General features: G+C 72.8%; 16 protein-coding genes. 5 read left to right on the forward strand and 11 right to left on the reverse strand.

What is annotated here, in order from left to right; genetic code table 11:
* The 4 genes from ACZ6IM_RS04480 (at position 1) to ACZ6IM_RS04495 (ending at position 8,737) form a co-directional block, all read left to right on the forward strand.
* A complete protein-coding gene (locus tag ACZ6IM_RS04480; protein WP_052839930.1) occupies positions 1–912 on the forward strand; it encodes a sugar ABC transporter permease in 912 nt (303 codons plus the stop codon).
* Between the two features lie 118 nt (positions 913–1,030).
* Positions 1,031–2,713, forward strand: a complete 1,683-nt coding sequence (locus ACZ6IM_RS04485; RefSeq protein ID WP_052839929.1) for a glycoside hydrolase family 13 protein — start codon at positions 1,031–1,033, stop codon at positions 2,711–2,713.
* 206 nt (positions 2,714–2,919) lie between these two features.
* Positions 2,920–8,325 carry a pullulanase-type alpha-1,6-glucosidase gene (gene pulA / locus ACZ6IM_RS04490; protein ID WP_469554171.1) on the forward strand — a complete coding sequence of 1,802 codons (5,406 nt, stop codon included), beginning with the start codon at positions 2,920–2,922 and terminating at the stop codon, positions 8,323–8,325.
* A 55-nt stretch (positions 8,326–8,380) separates the two neighbouring features.
* The gene (locus ACZ6IM_RS04495; protein WP_052839927.1) at positions 8,381–8,737 is read left to right on the forward strand and encodes a 5-carboxymethyl-2-hydroxymuconate Delta-isomerase; all 357 of its coding nucleotides are present in this window, start codon (positions 8,381–8,383) and stop codon (positions 8,735–8,737) included.
* On the opposite strand, the gene ACZ6IM_RS04500 is transcribed toward ACZ6IM_RS04495, so the two are convergent.
* The 4 genes from ACZ6IM_RS04500 to ACZ6IM_RS04515 all read right to left on the reverse strand — a co-directional run bounded on the left by ACZ6IM_RS04500 (position 8,734) and on the right by ACZ6IM_RS04515 (position 13,170).
* Positions 8,734–9,423: a TetR/AcrR family transcriptional regulator gene (locus ACZ6IM_RS04500; RefSeq protein ID WP_469554173.1), complete on the reverse strand. Its 690-nt coding sequence runs from the start codon at positions 9,421–9,423 to the stop codon at positions 8,734–8,736. The genes ACZ6IM_RS04495 and ACZ6IM_RS04500 overlap by 4 nt on opposite strands.
* A 56-nt stretch (positions 9,424–9,479) precedes the next feature.
* A complete protein-coding gene (locus ACZ6IM_RS04505; RefSeq protein WP_469554176.1) occupies positions 9,480–10,568 on the reverse strand; it encodes a PDR/VanB family oxidoreductase in 1,089 nt (362 codons plus the stop codon).
* Positions 10,569–10,662: 94 nt separating this feature from the next.
* The gene (locus tag ACZ6IM_RS04510) at positions 10,663–12,594 is read right to left on the reverse strand and encodes a hypothetical protein (RefSeq protein WP_052839924.1); all 1,932 of its coding nucleotides are present in this window, start codon (positions 12,592–12,594) and stop codon (positions 10,663–10,665) included.
* 66 nt (positions 12,595–12,660) lie between these two features.
* Positions 12,661–13,170: a tetratricopeptide repeat protein gene (locus ACZ6IM_RS04515; protein ID WP_052840240.1), complete on the reverse strand. Its 510-nt coding sequence runs from the start codon at positions 13,168–13,170 to the stop codon at positions 12,661–12,663.
* 136 nt (positions 13,171–13,306) lie between these two features.
* Between ACZ6IM_RS04515 and ACZ6IM_RS04520 the strand changes: the two genes are divergently transcribed.
* Positions 13,307–13,759, forward strand: coding sequence for a hypothetical protein (locus ACZ6IM_RS04520; RefSeq protein WP_469554178.1), 453 nt, complete (start codon positions 13,307–13,309; stop codon positions 13,757–13,759).
* Between the two features lie 76 nt (positions 13,760–13,835).
* Here the strand turns inward: ACZ6IM_RS04520 and ACZ6IM_RS04525 are convergent, their stop codons facing one another.
* From ACZ6IM_RS04525 to glnII, 7 genes are all read right to left on the reverse strand, one after another.
* Positions 13,836–15,314, reverse strand: a complete 1,479-nt coding sequence (locus ACZ6IM_RS04525) for a DUF1996 domain-containing protein (protein WP_469554180.1) — start codon at positions 15,312–15,314, stop codon at positions 13,836–13,838.
* 159 nt (positions 15,315–15,473) lie between these two features.
* A complete protein-coding gene (locus ACZ6IM_RS04530; protein WP_469554183.1) occupies positions 15,474–16,127 on the reverse strand; it encodes a response regulator transcription factor in 654 nt (217 codons plus the stop codon).
* Positions 16,112–17,389, reverse strand: a complete 1,278-nt coding sequence (locus tag ACZ6IM_RS04535) for a sensor histidine kinase (protein ID WP_052839920.1) — start codon at positions 17,387–17,389, stop codon at positions 16,112–16,114. Before ACZ6IM_RS04535 ends, ACZ6IM_RS04530 begins: the two co-directional genes overlap by 16 nt.
* Entirely contained in the window at positions 17,386–18,471 is a 1,086-nt protein-coding gene (locus ACZ6IM_RS04540; RefSeq protein ID WP_469554185.1) for an SDR family oxidoreductase, read from the reverse strand. The genes ACZ6IM_RS04535 and ACZ6IM_RS04540 overlap by 4 nt, the downstream gene beginning before the upstream one ends.
* 71 nt (positions 18,472–18,542) lie before the next feature.
* A complete protein-coding gene (locus tag ACZ6IM_RS04545; protein WP_469554187.1) occupies positions 18,543–19,175 on the reverse strand; it encodes a winged helix-turn-helix domain-containing protein in 633 nt (210 codons plus the stop codon).
* Positions 19,176–19,514: 339 nt separating this feature from the next.
* Positions 19,515–20,423, reverse strand: a complete 909-nt coding sequence (locus ACZ6IM_RS04550; RefSeq protein WP_469554189.1) for a DUF6891 domain-containing protein — start codon at positions 20,421–20,423, stop codon at positions 19,515–19,517.
* 40 nt (positions 20,424–20,463) lie between these two features.
* Positions 20,464–21,495: a glutamine synthetase gene (gene glnII / locus ACZ6IM_RS04555; protein WP_052839915.1), complete on the reverse strand. Its 1,032-nt coding sequence runs from the start codon at positions 21,493–21,495 to the stop codon at positions 20,464–20,466.
* Positions 21,496–21,504 lie beyond the last annotated feature (9 nt).

Raw genomic sequence — 21,504 nt, forward strand, 5'->3', positions numbered from 1 at the left:
ATGAGTACAAGCACCGCGCCCACCAAGGCCCCCGCCGAGCAGGTCACCGCGCCCACCGCGCCGCCGCGCAGGGTGCGCCGCCGCGGCGAACGCAGCCTCGCCGCGTCCCTCACCTCGCACGGCGTGCTGGTCCTCGCGAGCCTCGTCGCCCTCTTCCCGGTCGCCTGGCTGGTCTACCTGTCCCTCGGCCCGGACAAGAACGACTACCTGCACCCCGGAGGCATCTGGTCGAAGATGACCTTCGACAACTACGCGTTCGTGCTCCAGGACACCAACTTCTTCGACTGGCTGAAGAGTTCGCTGATCGTCTCGCTGGGCACCACCGTCATCGGCGTGCTGGTCGCCGCGACCACCGGCTACGCGGTCTCGCGGATGCGCTTCCCGGGCTACCGGAAGCTCATGTGGGTCCTGCTGGTCACCCAGATGTTCCCCATCGCGGTACTCATCGTGCCGATGTACCAGATCCTGTCGAAGCTCCAGCTCATCGACAACTACTTCGGCCTGATCCTCGTCTACTGCTCGACCGCGGTGCCGTACTGCGCCTGGCTGCTCAAGGGCTACTTCGACACCATCCCGTTCGAGATCGACGAGGCCGGGCGGGTGGACGGGCTGTCCCCGTTCGGCACCTTCTTCCGGCTGATCCTGCCGCTGGCCCGGCCGGGCCTCGCGGTCGCCGGCTTCTACAGCTTCATCACGGCCTTCGGCGAGGTCGCGTTCGCCTCGACGTTCATGCTGAGCGACACGAAGTACACCTTCGCCGTCGGACTGCAGAGCTTCGTCAGCGAGCACGACGCGCAGCGCAACCTGATGGCGGCCACCGCCGTGCTGGTCGCGATACCCGTCTCCGCGTTCTTCTACCTCGTGCAGAAGAACCTGGTGACCGGCCTCACCGCGGGCGGCACGAAGGGCTGACCGCCGCCCGGCCCGGAAACGTCCGGCCGCGGTGCCCATCCGACCCCGCTGCACCGCGGCCGGCCGCCTCTTCCCGCACCGACGCCTCCACTCCGTTCCGTTACGTACCAAGGACGACATGAGCCAGCAGCACTCCGCCGCACCGGCCCCCACCTCCGCCGTCGCCACCGTCGCAGGGCGCCACGACTGGTGGCGGGACGCGGTCATCTACCAGGTGTACCCGCGCAGCTTCGCCGACAGCAACGGCGACGGCATGGGCGACCTGGAGGGTGTCCGCACCCGCCTGCCGTACCTGCGCGACCTGGGCGTGGACGCCGTGTGGCTCAGCCCCTTCTACGCCTCCCCGCAGGCCGACGCCGGGTACGACGTCGCCGACTACCGGGCCGTCGACCCCATGTTCGGCACCCTCCTGGACGCCGACGCGCTGATCCGCGACGCCCACGCGCTGGGCCTGCGCATCATCGTCGACCTGGTCCCGAACCACTCCTCCGACCAGTACGAATGGTTCAGGCGCGCCCTCGCCGAGGGCCCCGGCTCCCCCTCCCGGGACCGCTACCACTTCCGCCCCGGCAAGGGGAAGAACGGCGAACTGCCGCCCAACGACTGGGAGTCCATCTTCGGCGGCCCCGCCTGGACCCGGGTCACCGAGCCCGACGGCACGCCGGGGGAGTGGTACCTGCACCTGTTCGCCCCCGAGCAGCCCGACTTCAACTGGGAGCACCCGGCGGTCGGCGACGAGTTCCGCTCCATCCTGCGGTTCTGGCTGGACATGGGCGTGGACGGCTTCCGCATCGACGTCGCACACGGCATGGTGAAGGCCGAGGGCCTGCCCGACCTGGGATCCCACGAGCAGCTGAAACTGCTGGGCAACGATGTCATGCCGTTCTTCGACCAGGACGGCGTGCACGAGATCTACCGCCAGTGGCGGCGCATCCTCGACGAGTACTCCGGCGAGCGGATCTTCGTCGCCGAGGCGTGGACCCCGACCGTCGAGCGCACGGCGAACTACGTCCGCCCCGACGAACTGCACCAGGCCTTCAACTTCCAGTACCTGGGCACCCACTGGGACGCCGAGGAGCTGCGCACGGTCATCGACCGGACGCTGGACGCCATGCGCCCGGTCGGCGCCCCCGCCACCTGGGTCCTGTCCAACCACGACGTCACCCGGCACGCCACCCGCTTCGCCAACCCGGCGGGCCTCGGCACCCAGATCCGCCTGGCCGGCGACCGCGCACTGGGCCTGCGCAGGGCCCGCGCCGCGACCCTCCTCATGCTGGCGCTGCCCGGCTCGGCCTACGTCTACCAGGGCGAGGAACTGGGCCTCCCGGATGTCGTCGACCTGCCCGACGAGGTGCGCCAGGACCCGGCCTACTTCCGCGGCGCGGGCCAGGACGGCTTCCGCGACGGCTGCCGGGTGCCGATCCCGTGGACGCGTGAGGGCTCCTCGTACGGCTTCGGCGACGGGGGCAGCTGGCTGCCGCAGCCCGCGGGCTGGGGCGAGCTGAGCGTCGAGGCGCAGACCGGCGAGCCCGGCTCCACCCTGGAGCTGTACCGCGAGGCACTTGCCGTCCGCCGCTCCACCGCCGACCTGGGCGCGGGCGACGCGGTCGAGTGGCTGCGCGCCCCCGAGGGCGTCGTCGCCTTCCGCCGCGGGGAGTTCGTGTGCGTCGCCAACACCACCGGCGAGTCGGTGGCGATGCCCGCGTACGGGCGGGTGCTGCTGGCCAGCGGTGAGATCACCGAGGCGGCCGGCGAGGCGAAGGTCCCGGCGGACACCACGGTGTGGTGGACCCGCGCCTGACGCTCCCTCCGGACGGCCGAGGGCCCGCCGCTTCCCCGGGGAAGCGGCGGGCCCTCGCGCGTCCGCCGCTCTGCCGGGTGAGGCGAGCAAGTCCGGTGAAAATCCTTACCGTTACTTTCGCAAGTCTTGCCGCAAGACTTGCGACAGCGCTACGGTCTCGCCGGGGTCGGACCCGAACGAGCCGTACTCGCAAGGAGCTCACGCCTGTGATATCGAGATGGCCGGTGCCCGCCACGCGCCGCACCGCACGAGTGAGACGGGTCGCGGCCGTCACCGTGACCGCGCTCGCCGCAGCCCTGCTTCCCCCGCTCGCCGCGCGGGCCGACGCCCCGCCCGCGCCCCCGTCCGACGCGAAGCTGGCGAAGACCGCCGCACGCCACGACCTGACCCGTGAGCAGTTCTACTTCGTCCTGCCGGACCGCTTCGCCGACGGGGACGCCGGGAACGACCGCGGCGGCCTGACCGGCACCCGGCTCGCCACCGGTTACGACCCCACCGACAAGGGCTTCTACCAGGGCGGCGACCTCAAGGGGCTGACCGAGAAGCTCGACTACATCAAGGGTCTGGGCACCACCTCCATCTGGATGGCGCCCCTCTTCAAGAACCAGCCCGTGCAGGGCACCGGCAAGGACGCCTCGGCCGGCTACCACGGGTACTGGATCACCGACTTCACCCAGGTCGACCCGCACTTCGGCACCAACCAGGACCTGAAGAACCTCATCTCCAAGGCCCACGCCAAGGGCATGAAGGTCTTCTTCGACGTCATCACCAATCACACCGCCGACGTCGTCGACTACGAGGAGAAGTCCTACGACTACCTCTCCAAGGGCGCCTTCCCGTACCTGACCCGGGACGGGCAGCCCTTCGACGACGCCGACGGCACCCGCCGCTTCCCCCGCGTGGACACCGGCTCCTTCCCGCGCACCCCGACGGTCCCGGCCGCCAAGAAGAACCTCAAGGTCCCCTCCTGGCTCAACGACCCGGCGATGTACCACAACCGGGGCGACTCCACCTGGGCCGGCGAGTCGGCCACCTACGGCGACTTCAACGGCCTAGACGACCTGTGGACCGAACGGCCCGAGGTCGTCGACGGCATGGAGAAGATCTACCAGCGGTGGGTGAGGGACTTCGCCGTCGACGGCTTCCGGATCGACACCGTGAAGCACGTCGACATGGAGTTCTGGACCCAGTGGGCGACCGCGCTGGACGCCTACGCCGCGAGGAAGGGCCGCGACGACTTCTTCATGTTCGGCGAGGTCTACTCCGCCGACACCTCCGTCACCGCGCCCTACGTCACCGAGGGCCGCCTGGACTCCACCCTGGACTTCCCCTTCCAGGACGCGGCCCGCGCGTACGCCTCCCAGGGCGGCAGCGCGCAGAAGCTCGCCTCGGTCTTCGGCGACGACTGGAAGTACACGACCGACAAGGCCAACGCCTACGAGCAGGTCACCTTCCTCGGCAACCACGACATGGGCCGCATCGGAACCTTCCTCAGGCAGGACGACCCGGAGGCCACCGACGCGGAACTGCTGAAGAAGGACAGGCTCGCCAACGAGCTGATGTTCCTCAGCCGGGGCAACCCGGTGATCTACTACGGCGACGAGCAGGGCTTCACCGGCGCCGGGGGCGACAAGGACGCCCGCCAGCCGATGTTCGCCTCGCGCACCGCCGACTACCTGGACGACGACCAGCTCGGCACCGACCGCACCCACGCCGAGGCCGCCTACGACACGGGGGCACCGCTCTACCGGCAGATCAGTGCGCTCGCCAAGCTCCGCAAGGCCAACCCCGCCCTCGCCGACGGCGTCCAGACCGAGCGCCACGCCGCCGACGGTCCCGGCGTCTACGCCGTCTCCCGCACCGACGCGAAGACCGGCACCGAGTACGTCGTCGCCTTCAACAACGCCGGCACCGCGAAGAGCGCCACCTTCGCCACCGGCTCGGCGCACATGAGCTTCCGCGGCATCTACGGCACCGACGCCACCGTGCGGTCCGGCGCCGACAAGAAGGTCACCGTCACGGTCCCCGCCGGATCGGCCGTGGTCCTCAAGGCCGCGGGCGGGCTCGCCCGGCCCGCCGCCGAGCCGACGATCACCCTGCGCGCCCCGGACCCCGGCGCCACCGGCACCGTCGAGCTGAGCGCCGACGTCGCGGGCGGACAGCTCAACCGCGTCGTCTTCGCCGCCCAGACCGGCGACGGCAAGTGGCGCACCCTCGGCACCGCCGACCACGCGCCCTACCAGGTCACCCACACCGTCGACGCGGACACCCCGGCCGGCACCGCCCTGCGCTACAAGGCGGTCGTCGTGGACTCCACGGGCCGCACCGCGAGCGCCACGGCCGCCTCCACCACCGGCACCCCGCCCGCCGAGGAGGCCCCCACCACCTCCTCCCGGGACTACGCGGTCGTCCACTACAAGCGCGCGGACGGGAACTACGACGACTGGGGCCTGTACGCCTGGGGCGACCTCGCCGACGGCGAGGCGACCACCTGGCCCGCGGCCCACCCCTTCACCGGCCGGGACGCCTACGGCGCCTTCGCCCACGTCAAGCTCAAGCCCGGAGCGTCCAGCGTCGGCTTCCTCGTCATCGACAAGGACGGCGACAAGGACGTCGCCGCCGACCGCACCATCGACGTCACACGGACCGGCGAGGTGTGGATCGAGCAGGGCGAGGAGCAGGTCGCCACCGACCGGCCCGAGTACCCGGCCCAGGACACCACCAAGGCCGTCCTGCACTACCACCGCGCCGACGGCGACTACGACGGCTGGGGCCTGCACGTCTGGGGCGACGCCGCGAACCCCACCGACTGGGCCAAGCCCCTCCGGCCGGTCAGGACCGACCCGTACGGCGCGGTCTTCGAGGTGCCCCTCACCGAGGGCGCGAGCAGCCTGAGCTACATCGTGCACAAGGGCGACGAGAAGGACCTGCCCACCGACCAGGCCCTGGACCTCAAGGCCGATGGCCACGAGGTGTGGCTGCTGAGCGGCCAGGAGCAGTACCTGCTGCCGCAGCCCGCGGGCTCGGCGGCGGCCGTCGACCTCACCACCTCCAAGGCGGTCTGGATCGACCGGAACACGGTCGCCTGGAACGGCTCCGAGGGCGCCGCCTCCACCCAGCTGCTCGCCTCCCGCACCGGCTCCATCGCCGCCGAGGGCGGCAGGCTCACCGGCGCCGACCAGCGGTGGCTGCGCCTGACGAAGAGCACCCTCACCGACGCCCAGAAGGCGAAGTTCCCGCACCTGAGGGAGTACACCGCCTGGTCGGTCGACCCCCGCGACCGCGACCGGGTCCGCGAGGCCCTGCGCGGCCAGGTCGTCGCCTCCCAGCGCACCGCCACCGGCGCCCTGCTCGCCGCGACGGGCGTGCAGACCGCGGGCGTCCTGGACGACCTGTACGCGGACCGGGCGGCCGGCGCGGGCCTCGGCCCGGTCTTCCGCCACGGCCGGCCCACCCTCTCCGTGTGGGCGCCGACCGCGCAGGACGTCCGGCTGGAGATCGGCGACCGCACGGTGCCGATGCGCCGCGACGACGCCACCGGCGTCTGGTCCGTCACCGGCCCGAAGTCCTGGAAGGGCAAGCCCTACCGGTACGCCGTCACGGTCTGGGCGCCCACCGCGGGCGAGGTCGTCACCAACGAGGTCACCGACCCGTACTCCCTCGCCCTCACCACCGACTCCGAGCGCAGCCTCGTCGTCGACCTCGACGACCGCTCCCTCGCCCCGCGCGGCTGGAAGGACTACGACAAGCCGAAGGCGGTGCCGCTCAGGGACGCCCGGATCCAGGAGCTGCACATCCGGGACTTCTCCGTCGCCGACGCGAGCGCGGACCCCGGCCACCGGGGCACCTACCTCGCCTTCACCGACAAGACGAGCGACGGCTCGAAGCACCTGCGCGAGCTGGCCGAGGCCGGCACCTCCTACGTGCACCTGCTGCCCGCCTTCGACATCGCCACCGTCCCCGAGAGGAAGTCCGACCAGGCCACGCCCGACTGCGACCTCGCCGCCCACCCGGCCGACTCCGACCGGCAGCAGGAGTGCGTGGCGAAGGCCGCCGCCAAGGACGCCTTCAACTGGGGCTACGACCCGTACCACTACACGGTCCCCGAGGGCTCCTACGCCACCGACCCGGACGGCACCGGGCGCACCGTCGAGTTCCGGAAGATGGTCAAGGCCCTCAACGAGGACGGCCTGCGCGTCGTCATGGACGTCGTCTACAACCACACGGCCGCGAGCGGCCAGGCGAAGACCAGCGTCCTCGACCGGATCGTGCCCGGCTACTACCAGCGGCTGCTCCCCGACGGCTCCGTGGCCGACAGCACCTGCTGCGCGAACACCGCCACCGAGAACGCCATGATGGGCAAGCTCGTCGTCGACTCGATCGTCACCTGGGCCAAGGAGTACAAGGTCGACGGCTTCCGCTTCGACCTCATGGGCCACCACCCGAAGGCCAACATCCTCGCGGTCAGGAAGGCGCTGGACGAGCTGACCCCCGCCAAGGACGGCGTCGACGGCAAGAAGATCATCCTGTACGGCGAGGGCTGGAACTTCGGCGAGGTCGCCGACGACGCCCGCTTCGTCCAGGCCACCCAGAAGAACATGGCCGGCACCGGCATCGCCACCTTCTCCGACCGGGCCCGCGACGCCGTGCGCGGCGGCGGCCCCTTCGACGAGGACCCCGGCGTCCAGGGCTTCGCCTCCGGCCTCTACACCGACCCGAACTCCTCGAAGGCCAACGGCACCGAGGCCGAGCAGCGGGCCCGCCTGCTGCACTACCAGGACCTGATCAAGGTCGGGCTGACCGGCAGCCTCGCCGACTACGCCTTCACCGACACCGACGGCAAGGAGGTCAAGGGCTCCGAGGTCGACTACAACGGCGCCCCCGCCGGATACGCGGCGGCACCCGGCGACGCCCTCGCCTACGCCGACGCCCACGACAACGAGTCCCTGTTCGACGCGCTCGCCTTCAAGCTCCCTCGCGACACCTCCGCCGACGACCGGGCCCGCATGCAGGTCCTCGCCCTGGCGACCGCCGCCCTCTCGCAGGGCCCGGCGCTCTCCCAGGCCGGCACCGACCTGCTGCGCTCCAAGTCGCTGGACCGCAACTCCTACGACAGCGGCGACTGGTTCAACGCCGTCCACTGGAACTGCGCCGACGGCAACGGCTTCGGGCGGGGCCTGCCACCCGCCGCGGACAACCAGGACAAGTGGCCCTACGCCAAGCCCCTGCTGGGCGCGGTGCGGGTCGGCTGCCCGCAGATCACCGGCGCCTCGGCGGCGTACCGGGACCTGCTGAGGATCCGCGGCGGCGAGCGGGACTTCTCCCTCGCCACGGCCGGACAGGTGCAGTCCCGGCTCTCCTTCCCGCTCTCCGGCGAGGAGGAGACGCCCGGTGTGATCACCATGCGCCTCGGTGACCTCGTGGTCGTCTTCAACGCCACGCCCGAGCGCCAGGACCAGCGCGTCGACGCGGCGGCCGGGACCGGCTACCGGCTGCACCCGGTGCAGGCGGCGGGCGCGGACACGGTGGTGAAGGAGTCGGCGTACGCGGCGAAGACCGGCACCTTCACCGTGCCGGCCCGTACCGTCGCCGTCTTCCAGCGGGCCGGCTGACGGCGGGAGGTCTGCGGTTAGGGTGAGCCCTGCTGTTCACGCAACGGGAGGGCTCATGCCGCAGATCACCGTCGACTACTCCGACCGGCTCGCCGGCGACTTCGACCGGCCCGCGTTCGCGCGGGCCCTGCACGAGGCCGTCGTCGAGATCGCGGCCGCCCGGCCGCCGGCCTGCAAGACGCAGTTCCGCCGCACCGAGGACACCGTGGTCGGCCCCGACGCCGAGGGGCACGCCGTCGTGCACGTCACGCTCGGGCTGCTGGCCGGCCGCACCGACGAGACCAAGGCGCGGCTGACCGAGGCCGTCCTGGAACTGCTGCGCCAGTACGCCAAGCCCGGCGGCGGCCTCGCCCTGCACGCCTCCGCCGAGGTCCGCGACCTGGACCCGTCGTACCGGAAGTACGAGAGCTAGTCCATGAACCCGGTGAGCCGGCCGACCAGGTCCCCGAAGGGGCCGTCGGCCGGCTCGTCCGCGATGACGCGGCGCAGCAGGGCGCCCATCTCCTCGTCATAGGCGGCGCTCACCGCCAGCAGCGCGGCGAAGTCGTGCACGAGCTGCGCCTCCAGCTCGGCGCGCGGGATGCGGCGCCCGTCCAGCCAGAGCAGCGCCGTCGACTCGGCGAGCGAGATCCAGGAGCGGACGACCAGTTCCAGCCGCGCGGGCGCCTCGGTGACGTCCAGGTGCGAAAGGATCTGGACATACGCGGCCTGCCGTACCGAGTCCACCAGCGCGTTGGCCGTCGAGGAGCCGACCGCCGGGCCGCCGCGCATCAGGGCCGAGAAACCCGGGCCGTGCCCGTCGACGAAGTCGAAGTAGCGGCCCATCACCCGCAGCAGCCGCGCGCCCAGCGGGCCCTCGTGCGGCTCCGCGAACCGGGCCGCCAGATCGTCCGAGGCGCGTTGCAACGCGGCCTCGTACAGGCTGAGTTTGCCGGGGAAGTAGTGGTAGACCAGCGGGCGCGAGATGCCCGCCGCCGACGCTATCTCGTCGATGGAGACCTCGTCGGGCGAGCGGCGGCTGAACAGATCGAGCGCGACGCCGATCAACTGCTGCCGCCGCTCCTCGACGCCCATTCTGCGGCGTACCCCGGTAGTCATACGAACACCTTACCGATCGAATCCGGCCCCGAACGGGCCGGACCGGACATCGGTGTTCACATGTCGAGCACCAGCCGTGCACCGCGGCACCGGGAGACACAGATGAGCATCGAGTCGCCGCGTTCCGAGTCGGTCAGCAGCTCGTCCCGGTGATCGATCTCGCCCTCCAGCACCTTCTGTTGGCAGGTCCCGCACCAGCCCTGCTCGCAGGAGTACGGGGTGTTCGGCAGCTCGGCGCGGACGGCGGTCAGCACCGAGGAGTCAGCGGGCACGGTCAGTGTGCGCCCGCTGCGGCGCAGCTCCACCTCGAACTCCGCCTCGCCGTCGGCCGTCGTGCGCGGAGCGAACCGCTCCAGGTGCAGCGCGGTGCCCTCGGGGAGGCGTTCCTCGACGGCCGCCATCAGGCCCTGCGGGCCGCAGCAGTACACGGCCGCGCCCTCGGGGAGGTCCGCCAGGAAGCCGTCGAGATCCGGCATCCCGTCCTCGTCCTCGGCGACGACGGTGACCTTCCGGCCGACCGGGTCCAGCTTCTCGATCTCCTCCAGGAACGGCATCGACGCCCGCGTCCGCCCGCCGTACAGCAGCCGCCACTCGGTGCCCTCCCCCAGCGCCCGCAGCATCGGGAGCACGGGCGTGATGCCGATGCCCCCGGCGACGAACGCGTAGGCGGGCGCCTCGACCAGCGGGAAGCGGTTGCGCGGACCGCGCACCTCCAGCTCCGTGCCCTCCTGCACCTGCTCGTGCACCTCGCGCGAGCCGCCCCGCCCGCCCTCGACCAGCCGCGCGGCCACGGTGTACGACGAGGTGTCCTCCGGGTCGCCGCACAGCGAGTACTGCCGCACCAGGCCCGAGGGCAGCACCAGGTCCAGGTGGGCGCCCGGCTCCCAGCGCGGCAGGCCGGTCCCCTCCAGGCGCAGTCGCACCACCCCGTCGGCCAGCCGCTCGTGCGCGGTGACCAGCAGCGTGAGCGCGGGGGAGCGGGGGAGCCCGGAGACCGGCGGGCGCGGGACGGAACGCGTGCGGGGCGGCGAGCCGGGCGTCCGGCGCCGCACCGCCCGGCCGACGACGAGCGCGGCACCGGCCGCGAGGAGCAGGGTCGCCGGCTTCCGTAGGCGTGCCGTGCGCGAGACAGGCTTGTGAGACATGGCGTCAATGTACTGACGAGTACGGTCCGGCGAAACCCTTCCGCCGACACTTGTTGACGCCAGTGTCAGCAAGCGGGGAGGTGTGCGCGGAGGGCTAGCGCAGGCCGCCGATCGTCCGCCCGCCGGCCAGCGTGCCCTTCAGCTCGGCCCGGGCGCCCTGCTCGGCCTCGGCCGTCAGCAGGTTGCCGTCGGCGGTGCCGCTGATGCCGCCCGTCGCCTCGATCGACTCGGTGTCGCGGCCGCCCGCCGCGAGCAGGTACCAGTGCCCGCCCTCCGACTTCCACAGCACCCCGGCCAGCACCTGCGGATCGCGCTCGCCGCAGGCCGGCACGTCCTGCGCCTTCGCCGCCACCGCACCCTGCACCCCGCCCGGCGTCCGGAACTGCGCCAGCACCCGGGCCCCCTCACCGCGCCAGGTCTCGGCGCGGGTGCACACCCACGCGCCCGCCCCCGTCCCGTCGGGCAGCGGCTGCGTCGCGAACTCCCAGGCGTTCACCGACCGCACCCCCTGCCCGCGCACCGTGCCCAGCGAGCAGGCGTACGGCGCCCAGGTGCCCAGCGCCTTCCCACCCGAGGCGTCCTTCGCCGCACCGGGGCGTCCGGTGGTGAGCCGGGCCGGCACCAACTCGCCCAGGTCCGTCACCACCCGGGTGTCCGAACCGTCGGTCAGCTCCAGCACGTTCCACGACGTGCACGCCCCGGTCTGCTGCTGCACCGGGCTGGCCAGCGGGGCCGTCACGCCGTCGGTCAGCGCCAGCTCCCTGGCCCCGGAGCCCGGAGCGGCGAGGTCGCGTCCGGCCGCCTTGGTCACCCAGGGCGCCGTCAGATAGCGCACGTTGCCGTCGGCGCGGCCCAGGACCACCGCGGTCGCCGCCGCCCGGCCGGCCCCGTCGGTCCGCGCGAAGTCCAGGGCGGCACCGGCGGAACCGTCCTTCGGCTCGGCATACCGGACCAGGCGCAGACCGTCGTGCAGGATGACCACCCGCGCGTTGTCGACGTCCCCGGCGTACAGCAGCTGCGGCGGACCGGCCGGACCGCCGGTCTGGGTCCCCGGCGTCGCGGACACCCCCACGCTCTCGCCGGGCCGGGCCCAGACGGCCAGGGCGCGACGCAGCAGCGCCTGGTCACCGGTGAGGTCACCGCGCGCCGGCCACACCGAGAAGTCCGTGCGCGCGGACGTCTCCCACGCGGCGGGCGCGGCCTTCGTCAGCCTGCCCGGGTCGAGCGCGGCCTCGGCCGCCGGGTTCCGCGCGTACGGCGGGGCGGCGGCACCTTCCGGCCCCCAGCCGTCCCCGGGCAGCCCGAGGAGCGCCCCGCACACCACCAGGGCCGCCCCGGCGACCAGCGCGGCTTTCATGTGCTGGCGCCGACGCAGCAGATCGGTCGGCCGGGCCTGCAACGAGCAGGGGTCGAACTCGGGGGAGCCGAGCAGCCCGTACTGCCCCGGCACACCGTCGGCCTCGTGCAGCGCGGCGTCGACGTCGGCGACCCCGGCGGCCGTCAGCACCTGCCGCACCCCGTCGTCGGCGAGCCGCTCCAGACCGCGCAGCGCGTACGCCGCCCGGCCGGGCCCGGAGAGCGCGGACAGCCGCTGATCCAGGGCCAGTTCGTCCGCGCCGCCCGAGCGCGGGAAGAGCTTGAGGCCCCGCACGTGGGGCAGCAGTGGCGGCAGCTGGGACCGCCTGGGCCACGCCCGCCGCCGCAGCGGAAGCCCCGCCTCCAGCGCCGTACGCACCACCCGCAGCCGGACCAGCGCGTACCCCGGGTCGACCTCGCGGCCGGTGGACTGCGCCGGGATCACCGGGATCGTCGTCCGGTTGCGGGGCAGGGCGCGCTGGGTGAGGGCGTGCGCGGTCAGGACGCGGCGGCCCCGGCCCAGGCCCGGCGGCAGCACCAGGTAGGCCAGCCGGGCCAGGCGCGGATAGTGCTCGACGAGCGCGGCCTCGGCCTGCTCGACGTCGACGACCGGGTCGGCCGGGGAGGCGGAGGACGGTGCGGGGCGCGGGGCGACATCCTGTGGCTGCACGTTCAGCAGAACGAGCGAACGGGGCGATGGTCACCGTACGGCCTCCGTCCCGGGCGGGGCGGCGCGCTACTCGTCCGGTTCCACCAGGAGCCGCGCGTAGTTGGCCATCGAGCGCTGGTAGCGCGGGAGATGGGGCGCGAGCGCGCCGAGCGCCAGGGCCAGGGCCTCGCGGTCGCGGCCCAGGCTGGACAGGCAGAGCGCGAGCGTGGCGCGCACGGCGTCGTCCAACTCGTCCGACGGCGCCACCAGTTCCGGCGAGAGCAGCTTCACGCCCTCCTCCGGGTGCCCGGTGTTCCGCAGCGAGCTGGAGAGCTGGATCTTCGCCCGGCGCCCCTTGTACGGGCTGGCCTCGCCGAGCCCGCGCTCCAGCGCCTCGCGGTACAGCGGCACGGCCCGGTCGGAGTGGCCCGTCGAGTCCCAGGCGCAGGCCCGCTCGAACAGGCCGAGGGGACTGTCGGCGGGCAACTCGTCGGCGAGGGCGTCGACGACCGCCCGGAAGTCGGCCGCATCCTCCTCGGCGTAGTCGTCGAATGCCGCCCAGGCGGCCGTCACGCGCTCTTCCCAGTCCTGGTCCACGGAGCCCACTCTCGCACGCCGTGCGCACAACGGCACCCGGGCTCCTGAGTACTTCGCGCCCCGAGCCCGTATCGATGACGAGAGCCCCGCGCGGGGGCTCCGCGCGGCATGTCGCCACAGCGGACCGGAGGAACACATGAGGCTGACCCGACCGATGCTCGCGCCGGCCGCCCTGGCGGCGGTCCTGGCGCTGACGGGCTGCGGCGCCGAAGGGGACGGCGGCGACGACGGGGCCGCCGTGCCCGCGACGGCGACCGGCAGCCTGGAACACCTGGCCGCCGAGGCCGAGTGCACCCCGGACCTCCAGACCGACGCCGACACCATCCGCCAAGCCCTGTGCGGGAAGGGCGAGGAGAAGTACGTCCTCGCCACCTTCTCCACCGACCGCGGCCAGCGGGAGTGGATCAACACCGCCAAGGACTACGGCGGCTACTACCTCGTCGGCCGCAAGTGGGTCGCCGTCGGCCACGAGGACGTGGTGGCGGAACTGCGCGGCACACTCGGCGGGACCCTGGAACAGGGCGCCCGGCACGGGGGCGGCGGCGGGCACCCGGACGGGCAGGGCGAGCACGCCGGGCTTGGCGGCTGACCGGGCGCGGACGCGCGAAGGGGGCCGGTGACGGAATTCCGTCACCGGCCCCCTCCTCACCTCGGGGCCGGCACCGCTACTGGCAGTCCTCGCCGCGGTTGATGCAGTCGACCACCTCGTTCATCAGGTCCTCGTCCATGACGTTGATGAAGTCGTTGTGATCGGTGATCGGCTTGTGCAGCTGCTCCGGGAAGCTGTCCACGGCGTACGGGTTCTGCACCTGGCCGTTCTCGACGGTCGGGGTGGGGATGTCGTACGCGAGGCGGATCTGCAGCTGGGGAACGGCCTGGAAGCCGTTCGGGCAGCTGCCGTCCTCCTGCACGAACGCCATGTGGTCCCGGTGGTTGGCGCTGTCGATGTTCTGGCCGTCCCAGCAGCTCTGGAAGTTGACCGTGCGCAGCACCTGGCTGCCGTCGGGGCACAGCGGGTACTTGTCCGTCACCTGGCGGTCCTCGAAGCCGGAGCAGCTCCACGAGGTGTTGGCGTTCGCGTCGCCGTTGGTGAAGGACTTGGCGTCACCGGTGATGACGCGCAGGAACTTCGGCATCGCGACCACGTCGCCCTGCCGGCTGCCGACGAACTTGATCTCGGCCTGGGCGGGCTTGAGGATCTTGCCGATGTTGCCCTCGGCGCCACCGCCCTGGTCGCCCGCGTCGAACTCCTGCGTACCGTCCTGGAGGCGCAGCACCGGCCAGTAGTACGTGGACTTGTCGGCCTGGTTCTGGCAGGAGGTGTCCGCGTTCGCCAGGTCCTCGTCGCTGGAGAAGGCGTCGTTGTCCTGGTTGCCGACGTAGTCGTGCGTGTGGTGGGCGCCGTTGTCGACACCCGGGGCGGCGATCAGGTTGTCGCTGTTGAACAGGTTGTTCTCGTTGACACCGCACTCCGTGGTGAAGGTGCCGGTGGAACCGCCGTCACCGTCGGCGGCCAGGCCGTTGCGGCTGTCGCGGGAGTTCGGCTGGACGTCGTTGATGTCGATGAAGTCGTCGGCGACCGGACCCGCGACGCCGTTGCCGTTGTCGTCCTGGCCACCGCCGTCCTGGCCACCGTCGTTCTGACCGCCGTCCTGTCCGCCGCCGTTCTGCTGGTCCGCGGGACGGCCCTGGCATCCGGCCAGCTCGTCCAGGGTGTCGTCGGCCTTGCCGCCGGCCCGGTTGATCTCCAGCTGGATCCGGTCGATGAGCGCCTTCCGCCGGTCCTTGAGCGGGCCGAGAATGCTGTTCTGGACGAACTGCGCGTCACCCGCCTGCGCCCGCCGCGTGGTGGCGAGGCGCTGGTAGGCGTCGGTGATCTGACTGTCCATCGAGGCCAGTTCGCCGTCCACCTCCCCGCGCGCCCGGTCCGGCACGTCACGGATCTTCTGACCGACGTCGGGGCAGTCGATCGTCGCGACCTGCGCGCCGGCCGACCTGGTCCGGTTGTGGCCGGAGTGCTCCTCGTGCGCCGACGCGTAGAAGTTGGCCCAGACCAGTCCGCCCCCGCCGACCGCCAGGGCCGCCGCCCCGGCTACGATCTTGGTGGCCAGCGGCGTACGGCGTTTTCTTGTGTTGCGTCCCATGGAACTCCTCTGACTTCCTTGCGGGGGCATCGCTTGCGGGGCATCGAGGGCGCCCGACAGGAGTGAAGCGGCTCCCATCCATACGGAAGCCGCCTCGGAGGTGTTCACCCGCCCCGGAAATTGCCGGGTCCCGTGGGGCGGGCGGGACGTGCGAGAAGGTCAGCGGCCGCGGTCCAGATACGCCAGAACCGCCAGGACACGGCGGTTGTCGTCGTCCGAGACCTCCAGGCTCAGCTTCGCGAAGATGTTCGCCGTGTGCTTCGCGATCGCCCGCTCCGTGACGACGAGCTTCCCGGCGATCGCCGCGTTGGTCCGGCCCTGCGCCATCAGCTCCAGCACCTCCAGCTCGCGGGGGGTGAGCCGCTCCAGCGGCCGGTCCTCCGCCGCACGCCGGCTGAGCAGCTGCTGGATGACCTGCGGGTCCATCGCCGTACCGCCCGCCGCCACCCGCCGTACCGCGTCCACGAACTGCTCCGCGTCGAACACCCGGTCCTTGAGCAGGTACCCCACCCCGCCGCTCCCGTCGGCCAGCAGCTCGCGCGCGTACAGCTGCTCCACGTGCTGGGACAGGACCAGCACCGGCAGCCCGGGCCGGTCGTGGCGGGCCTGGAGCGCGCACTGCAGGCCCTCGTCGGTGAGCGTGGGCGGCAGCCGGACGTCGACCACGGCGACGTCCGGCCGCAGTTCGGCCAGGGCCCGGGACAGCTCGGGGCCGGTCTCCACGGCCGCGGCGATCTCGAAGTCGTGGGCCTCCAGGAGCCTGACCAGTCCGTCGCGCAGCAGGAACAGGTCTTCGGCTAGGACAACGCGCAAGGGATCTCCATGGTGACCATGGTGGGGCCGCCCGCGGGCGAGCCGACGGCCAGGACGCCGTCGAATGTACCGAGTCGGCGCTCCACACCGGCCAGGCCCGAGCCCGCTCCGATCACGGCGCCGCCCTTGCCGTTGTCGGTGACCGAGACGCGCAGCCGCCCCTCCGTGCAGTGCATGTCGACCCAGATGCGGTCGGCGCCGGAGTGCTTCACGGCGTTGGTGAGGATCTCGCTGACCGCGAAGTACGCGGCCGCCTCCACGGGTGCCTCGGCGCGGCCGGGCAGGTCCACCTCGACCTCGACGGTGACGGGCAGCCGCAGGGCCAGGGCACGTACCGCGTCGCCCAGGCCGCGTTCGGCGAGCACCGGGGGATGGATGCCGCGCACGAGTTCGCGCAGCTCGGTCAGGGCGTCGGCGGAGGACTGACGGGTCCGCGCGAGCAGTTCCCTGGCCTTCGCCGGGTCCTTCTCCAGCAGCGCCTCGATGGTGCCCAGGTCCATGCCGACGGCGACCAGCCGGGCCTGTGCCCCGTCGTGCAGGTCGCGCTCGATGCGGCGCAGTTCGGCGGCGGAGGTGTCGACGGCGTCGCGCCGGGTCTCGGTCAGTACCCGTACCCGCTCGGCGAGTTCGCCCTGGCCCGAGCCGAGGAGCGCGCCGGTGAGCCGGAAGTGGGCGCGCAGCAGGAGCGGGGTGAGCCGGTAGGCGGCGAGCAGGAGCACGGCGCCCAGAGCGGCGGCGTAGAGGGCGGAGGTCTGGTCGGTGACCTTGACGAAGCCGTACCAGTACCCGTCGGGCAGCACCCGCCACAGCCCGGCCGCGATGACGAGGCCCTCCAGCGGGTAGAGCGCCAGCGCGAAGGCCAGCAGCGCGCTGACGAAGCCCGCCGTCATGTCGACCGGCAGCCACAGGACGTCCCGCCAGGTCGCCGGGTCACGAAGCATCCCGAAGGTGCGGGCCCACGGGTTGGCGTCCTCGGGCAGCGGCCGGTACGTCCGCGGGATCCGCACCCCGCCCCACTCGGCGGCGAGCAGCCGCCGCCGGTCCGCGAACGCCCGGACCCCCGTCAGCACCCACGGCGTGGTGACGATGCCGACCCCGATCGGGACGAGGGCGATGGACACCAGGGTCAGGCAGAAGCAGATCACCGCGCCGGGCAGGGAGATGAACGCCAGTGCCAGTCCCCGCACGGCCGACAGCGCCACGCCCCGCGTCCGCCCGCGTGTCCGTGGCTGCCCTGTGCCGCTCTTCGTCTCGATGCTCATGACATCAGTCTCGCGGAGGCGACGGCGCCGGGCACTGGGCCGGGCACCCCGATCAGGGGGTGGTGCCAGCTACACCCCCCGCCGGGTCCGTCGGCGGCCAGGAACTTCGTCTCCGTCTCCGGGTCCAGGCCGACCGGTGGCCGGTCCCGGCGCTGGGGTGCCGTGCCGCCGAGGTCCCGCAGCCACCTCCAGGTGTCGGCCACGGTGTCGCCGACGGGCCGGCAGACCAGTCCCGTCGCCAGGGCCCGGGAGACGTCCGCGCTCTGCAGGGCGTCGTGCAGCTCACTGCCCGGCGGCGTCCACACCGGCAACTGGCCCCACGGCTCTACGCCGGCGGCGAGCACGGTCTTGGGGGCGGTCCAGCGCAGCTCCGCGGGGCCGCCCGTGGCCGTCGCGCAGGCTTCGAGCAGGCCGCCCATCGTGGCGTGCCCCGGCGGGGAGGCCAGGTTGTACGGCCCGCCCAGCTCCCGTACCACCGCGCCGAGCACCCAGTCGGCGAGGTCACGCACGTCGATGTACTGCAGGGGCAGGTCCCGGGGGCCCGGCGCGAGGACCGGGCCGCCGCGGGCCAGGCGGTTGAGCCACCACGGCAGCCGGCCGACGTTCTCGTAGGGGCCGAGGATCAGCCCGGCCCGCACGAGCACCGAGCGGTCCGCGCCGAAGGCGTCCAGGACGGCCAGCTCGGCGCCCCGCTTGTCCCGGGCGTAGTCGCTCTGCCCGGCGTGCGCCGAGGCGCCCTCGACGAGCGGGGCGTCCTCGGCGTACCCGGCGGGCGGGGCCCAGGCGTACACCGAGCAGCTCGACACGTACACGTACCGTCCGGCGCGGTCCCGCAGCAGCCGCGCCGCGTCCCGCACCGCGCGGGGCGCCGCCGACCAGGTGTCGACGACGGCGTCCCACGTGCCCTCGGCCAGCGCGGCGAGCCCGTCGGGCGCGGTGCGGTCGCCGTGCAGCGCCCGCGCTCCGGGGGGCGGGGCGTGCCGTCCGCGGTGCAGGACGGTCACCTCCCAGCCGCGGCCGAGCGCCGCCTCGACCACGGCCCGCCCCACGAACTCCGTACCGCCCAGCACCAGTAGTCTCATGCCGCCACTGTGCCGGGCGCGGCGGCCGCGGGGAACGCCCCTCTGCCGTCAGCAGAGAGGCGGATGCCGGCTCAGCGTCCCGCGGGCGGCGTGTACTTGTAGCCGACGCGCCGCACGGTCTGGATCGTGTGCCGGTGCTCCGCGCCGAGCTTCCGGCGCAGCCGGGCCACGTGCACGTCGACGGTGCGGCCGTCGCCCACGTGTCCGTAGCCCCACACCGTGGTGACCAGCTGGTCCCGGGTGTGCACCCGGTGCGGATGTGTGACGAGGTGCGCGAGCAGTTCGAACTCCAGGTAGGTCAGGTCCAGTTCACGTCCTTCCACGGCGGCGATGCGCCGCGCGGGATCGATCCGGACGAGCGGGGCGTCGTCCTGAACCCGGTCCTGGGCGCGGCCCCGGGTCCGGCCCCGGGCGCCGTCGCCGTGGTCCTCGGGCGAGGGTCCGGCCACGCCCAGCGGACGGAACGGCGGCTGCTGGTCCGCCGGGACCAGTACGAGGTAGCCGACCATCGGCGGGTGCCCCGGCAGCGCGGGCAGGGTGTGCGCGGGCGCGGGCAGCCAAGTGGCGCCCGGCGGCAGCAGATCGGCGACGTCCACCACCTCGTCCCGGTCCACGGCGCGCAGCCGGTGCCGGGGGCCGCCGGAGTCGGGGCGGACGGTGGGGGAGTCGAGGGTGACGGTGGACAGGGAACGGGTGGTCGCCATGAGACGTCAGCTCTTTCGCGCGAGAGGTTCGTCGGGAAGGGCGACGGGCGCGAGTCGTGGTCGGGCGCGTCGCGGGACGTACGTCGTGCGCACCGGCGGAAGGCGCAGAAGGCCTGGGATGTGCGGCTTCCTAGCGGGCCGGCGCGATCGTCGCGCGGCAACACACCCGGTCGAAGTCGTCGTGCTGACGGGAAGGCCAGAAGGGCTCGAGGTCATGGCGACCCGTCGCTGCGTACTTCCGGAAACTGGCCATGGACCCATTGAAGCAGACGGCGGCAAAGGAGAGGAGACTCCTCTCAGTGCGTGGACGCCCTTGGCGTGAACCAGCCCCCGGGCCGGTCAACCCTCCAGCCGTTTGCGCCAGTCCAGCGGGGTGACGGAGATGGCGCTGCCCGGATCGCCGTCCCACTCCGTGGACAGCCCGGACCCCGCGAACGCCGCCACGACCTCGTGTCCGACGGCCGTGGTGGTCTCCTCGGAGCCGTCGAAACCGCCGTAGTACAGCATGAGGCCGTGCCCCTCGGCGGCGGCCTCGGTGCTCTGCCGGTGGAAGAAGACGAAGCCCCGGGCGCCCTCGCGCTCCGCGCCGATCTCGGCGGTGCCGCAGCCCCGGCAGCAGGCGAAGTTCTCCCGGGCGGTGACACCGGCCGCGTCCAGGGCCCGGAAGACCCGGGTGAGCCGGTCCGGGTCGGTGGTCTCCTCGCCCCAGGCATCCTGCTCGGCCAGCCGCTCCAGCCACAGCCGGTCCACCAACTGCCGGGCCTGGGCGCGGGACACGGGCCGCTCGCCGTACGCGCCGCCGACGAGGTGTTCCTCCGCGATCTCGGACAGCGTCCCGCGGTCGTCGTAGCCGCAGCGGAGCTGCTCGCGCACCCGCCGCTCGACCTGCGCGCGGACCTCGTCCGGCAGGGCCGGGACCTCTTCCTGCGGCGGGACGGGCACCGGCTCCCAGGCGACGCCCGCGTCCCAGCCGGTCAACAGGCCGGCGACGCGGTGGGGGTCGTCGAGGTCGGTGCCGAAGAACGCGTCCACGGCGGCCCGGTGCTCCAGCCGGTACGCCCCGCCCTCCTCGTGCCACACCTGCGCGAACACGTCCGGGACGTCCGGGATTCGCTGGAGCACCAGGAAGCGGTCGCCGGCGGAGCCGATGCGGGTCACCAGCTCCCGCAGCTCCGCCGCCCGGATCCGGGTGCGCGTCTGCCAGTTCTCCGTCTCGACCCTGATGGCGAGGACCCCGTCGATCTCCATGTCCCCACCGTCGCACGTGCCACTGACAGCGCGGTGTGGGTCAGACCTGGCCGGCCTTCTCCAGGGCCGTGCAGCAGGTGTCGACGAGCAGGCGCGTCACGACGTACGGGTCGACGTTGGCGTTGGGACGCCGGTCCTCGATGTAGCCCTTGCCGTCCTTCTCGACCTGCCACGGGATGCGCACCGAGGCGCCGCGGTCGGAGACGCCGTAGGAGTACTCGTTCCACGGGGCGGTCTCGTGCAGGCCGGTGAGGCGGTCGTCGATGCCGGCGCCGTAGTTCTTGACGTGGTCGAGGGGCTTGGAGCCCTCACCGAGTGACTCGGCCGCGGTGATGATCGCGTCGTAGCCCTCGCGCATCGCCTTGGTGGAGAAGTTGGTGTGCGCGCCCGCGCCGTTCCAGTCGCCCTTGACCGGCTTGGGGTCGAGGGTGGCGGAGACCTCGAAGTCCTCCGCGGTGCGGTAGAGCAGCCAGCGGGCCACCCACAGCTGGTCGGAGACCTCCAGCGGCGCCAGCGGGCCGACCTGGAACTCCCACTGGCCGGGCATGACCTCGGCGTTGATGCCGGAGATGCCGAGACCGGCCTTCAGGCAGTTCTCCAGGTGGGCCTCGACCACCTCGCGGCCGAAGATCTCGTCCGAGCCGACACCGCAGTAGTAGCCGCCCTGCGCGGCCGGGAAGCCGCCCTCGGGGAAGCCGAGCGGGCGGGCGCCCTTGAAGAAGGTGTACTCCTGCTCGATGCCGAAGACCGGCTCCTGCGCGGCGAAGCGCTCGGACAGCTCGGCCAGCGCGGCGCGGGTGTTGCTCGGGTGCGGCGTCATGTCCGTGTCCAGGACCTCGCACAGCACCAGGATGTCCTCGCCGCCGCGGATCGGGTCGGGGCAGGAGAAGACCGGCCGGAGCACGCAGTCCGAGGAGCTGCCCTCGGCCTGGTTGGTGGAGGAGCCGTCGAAGCCCCAGATCGGCAGGGCGTCCAGGCCGGCGGGGGCGTCCGTGATGATCTTCGTCTTGGAACGGAGCTTGGCCGTCGGCTCGGTGCCGTCGATCCAGATGTACTCGGCCTTGAAGGTCACGGGGCCACA

It is taken from the genome of Streptomyces sp. NPDC042336, from assembly GCF_055581985.1.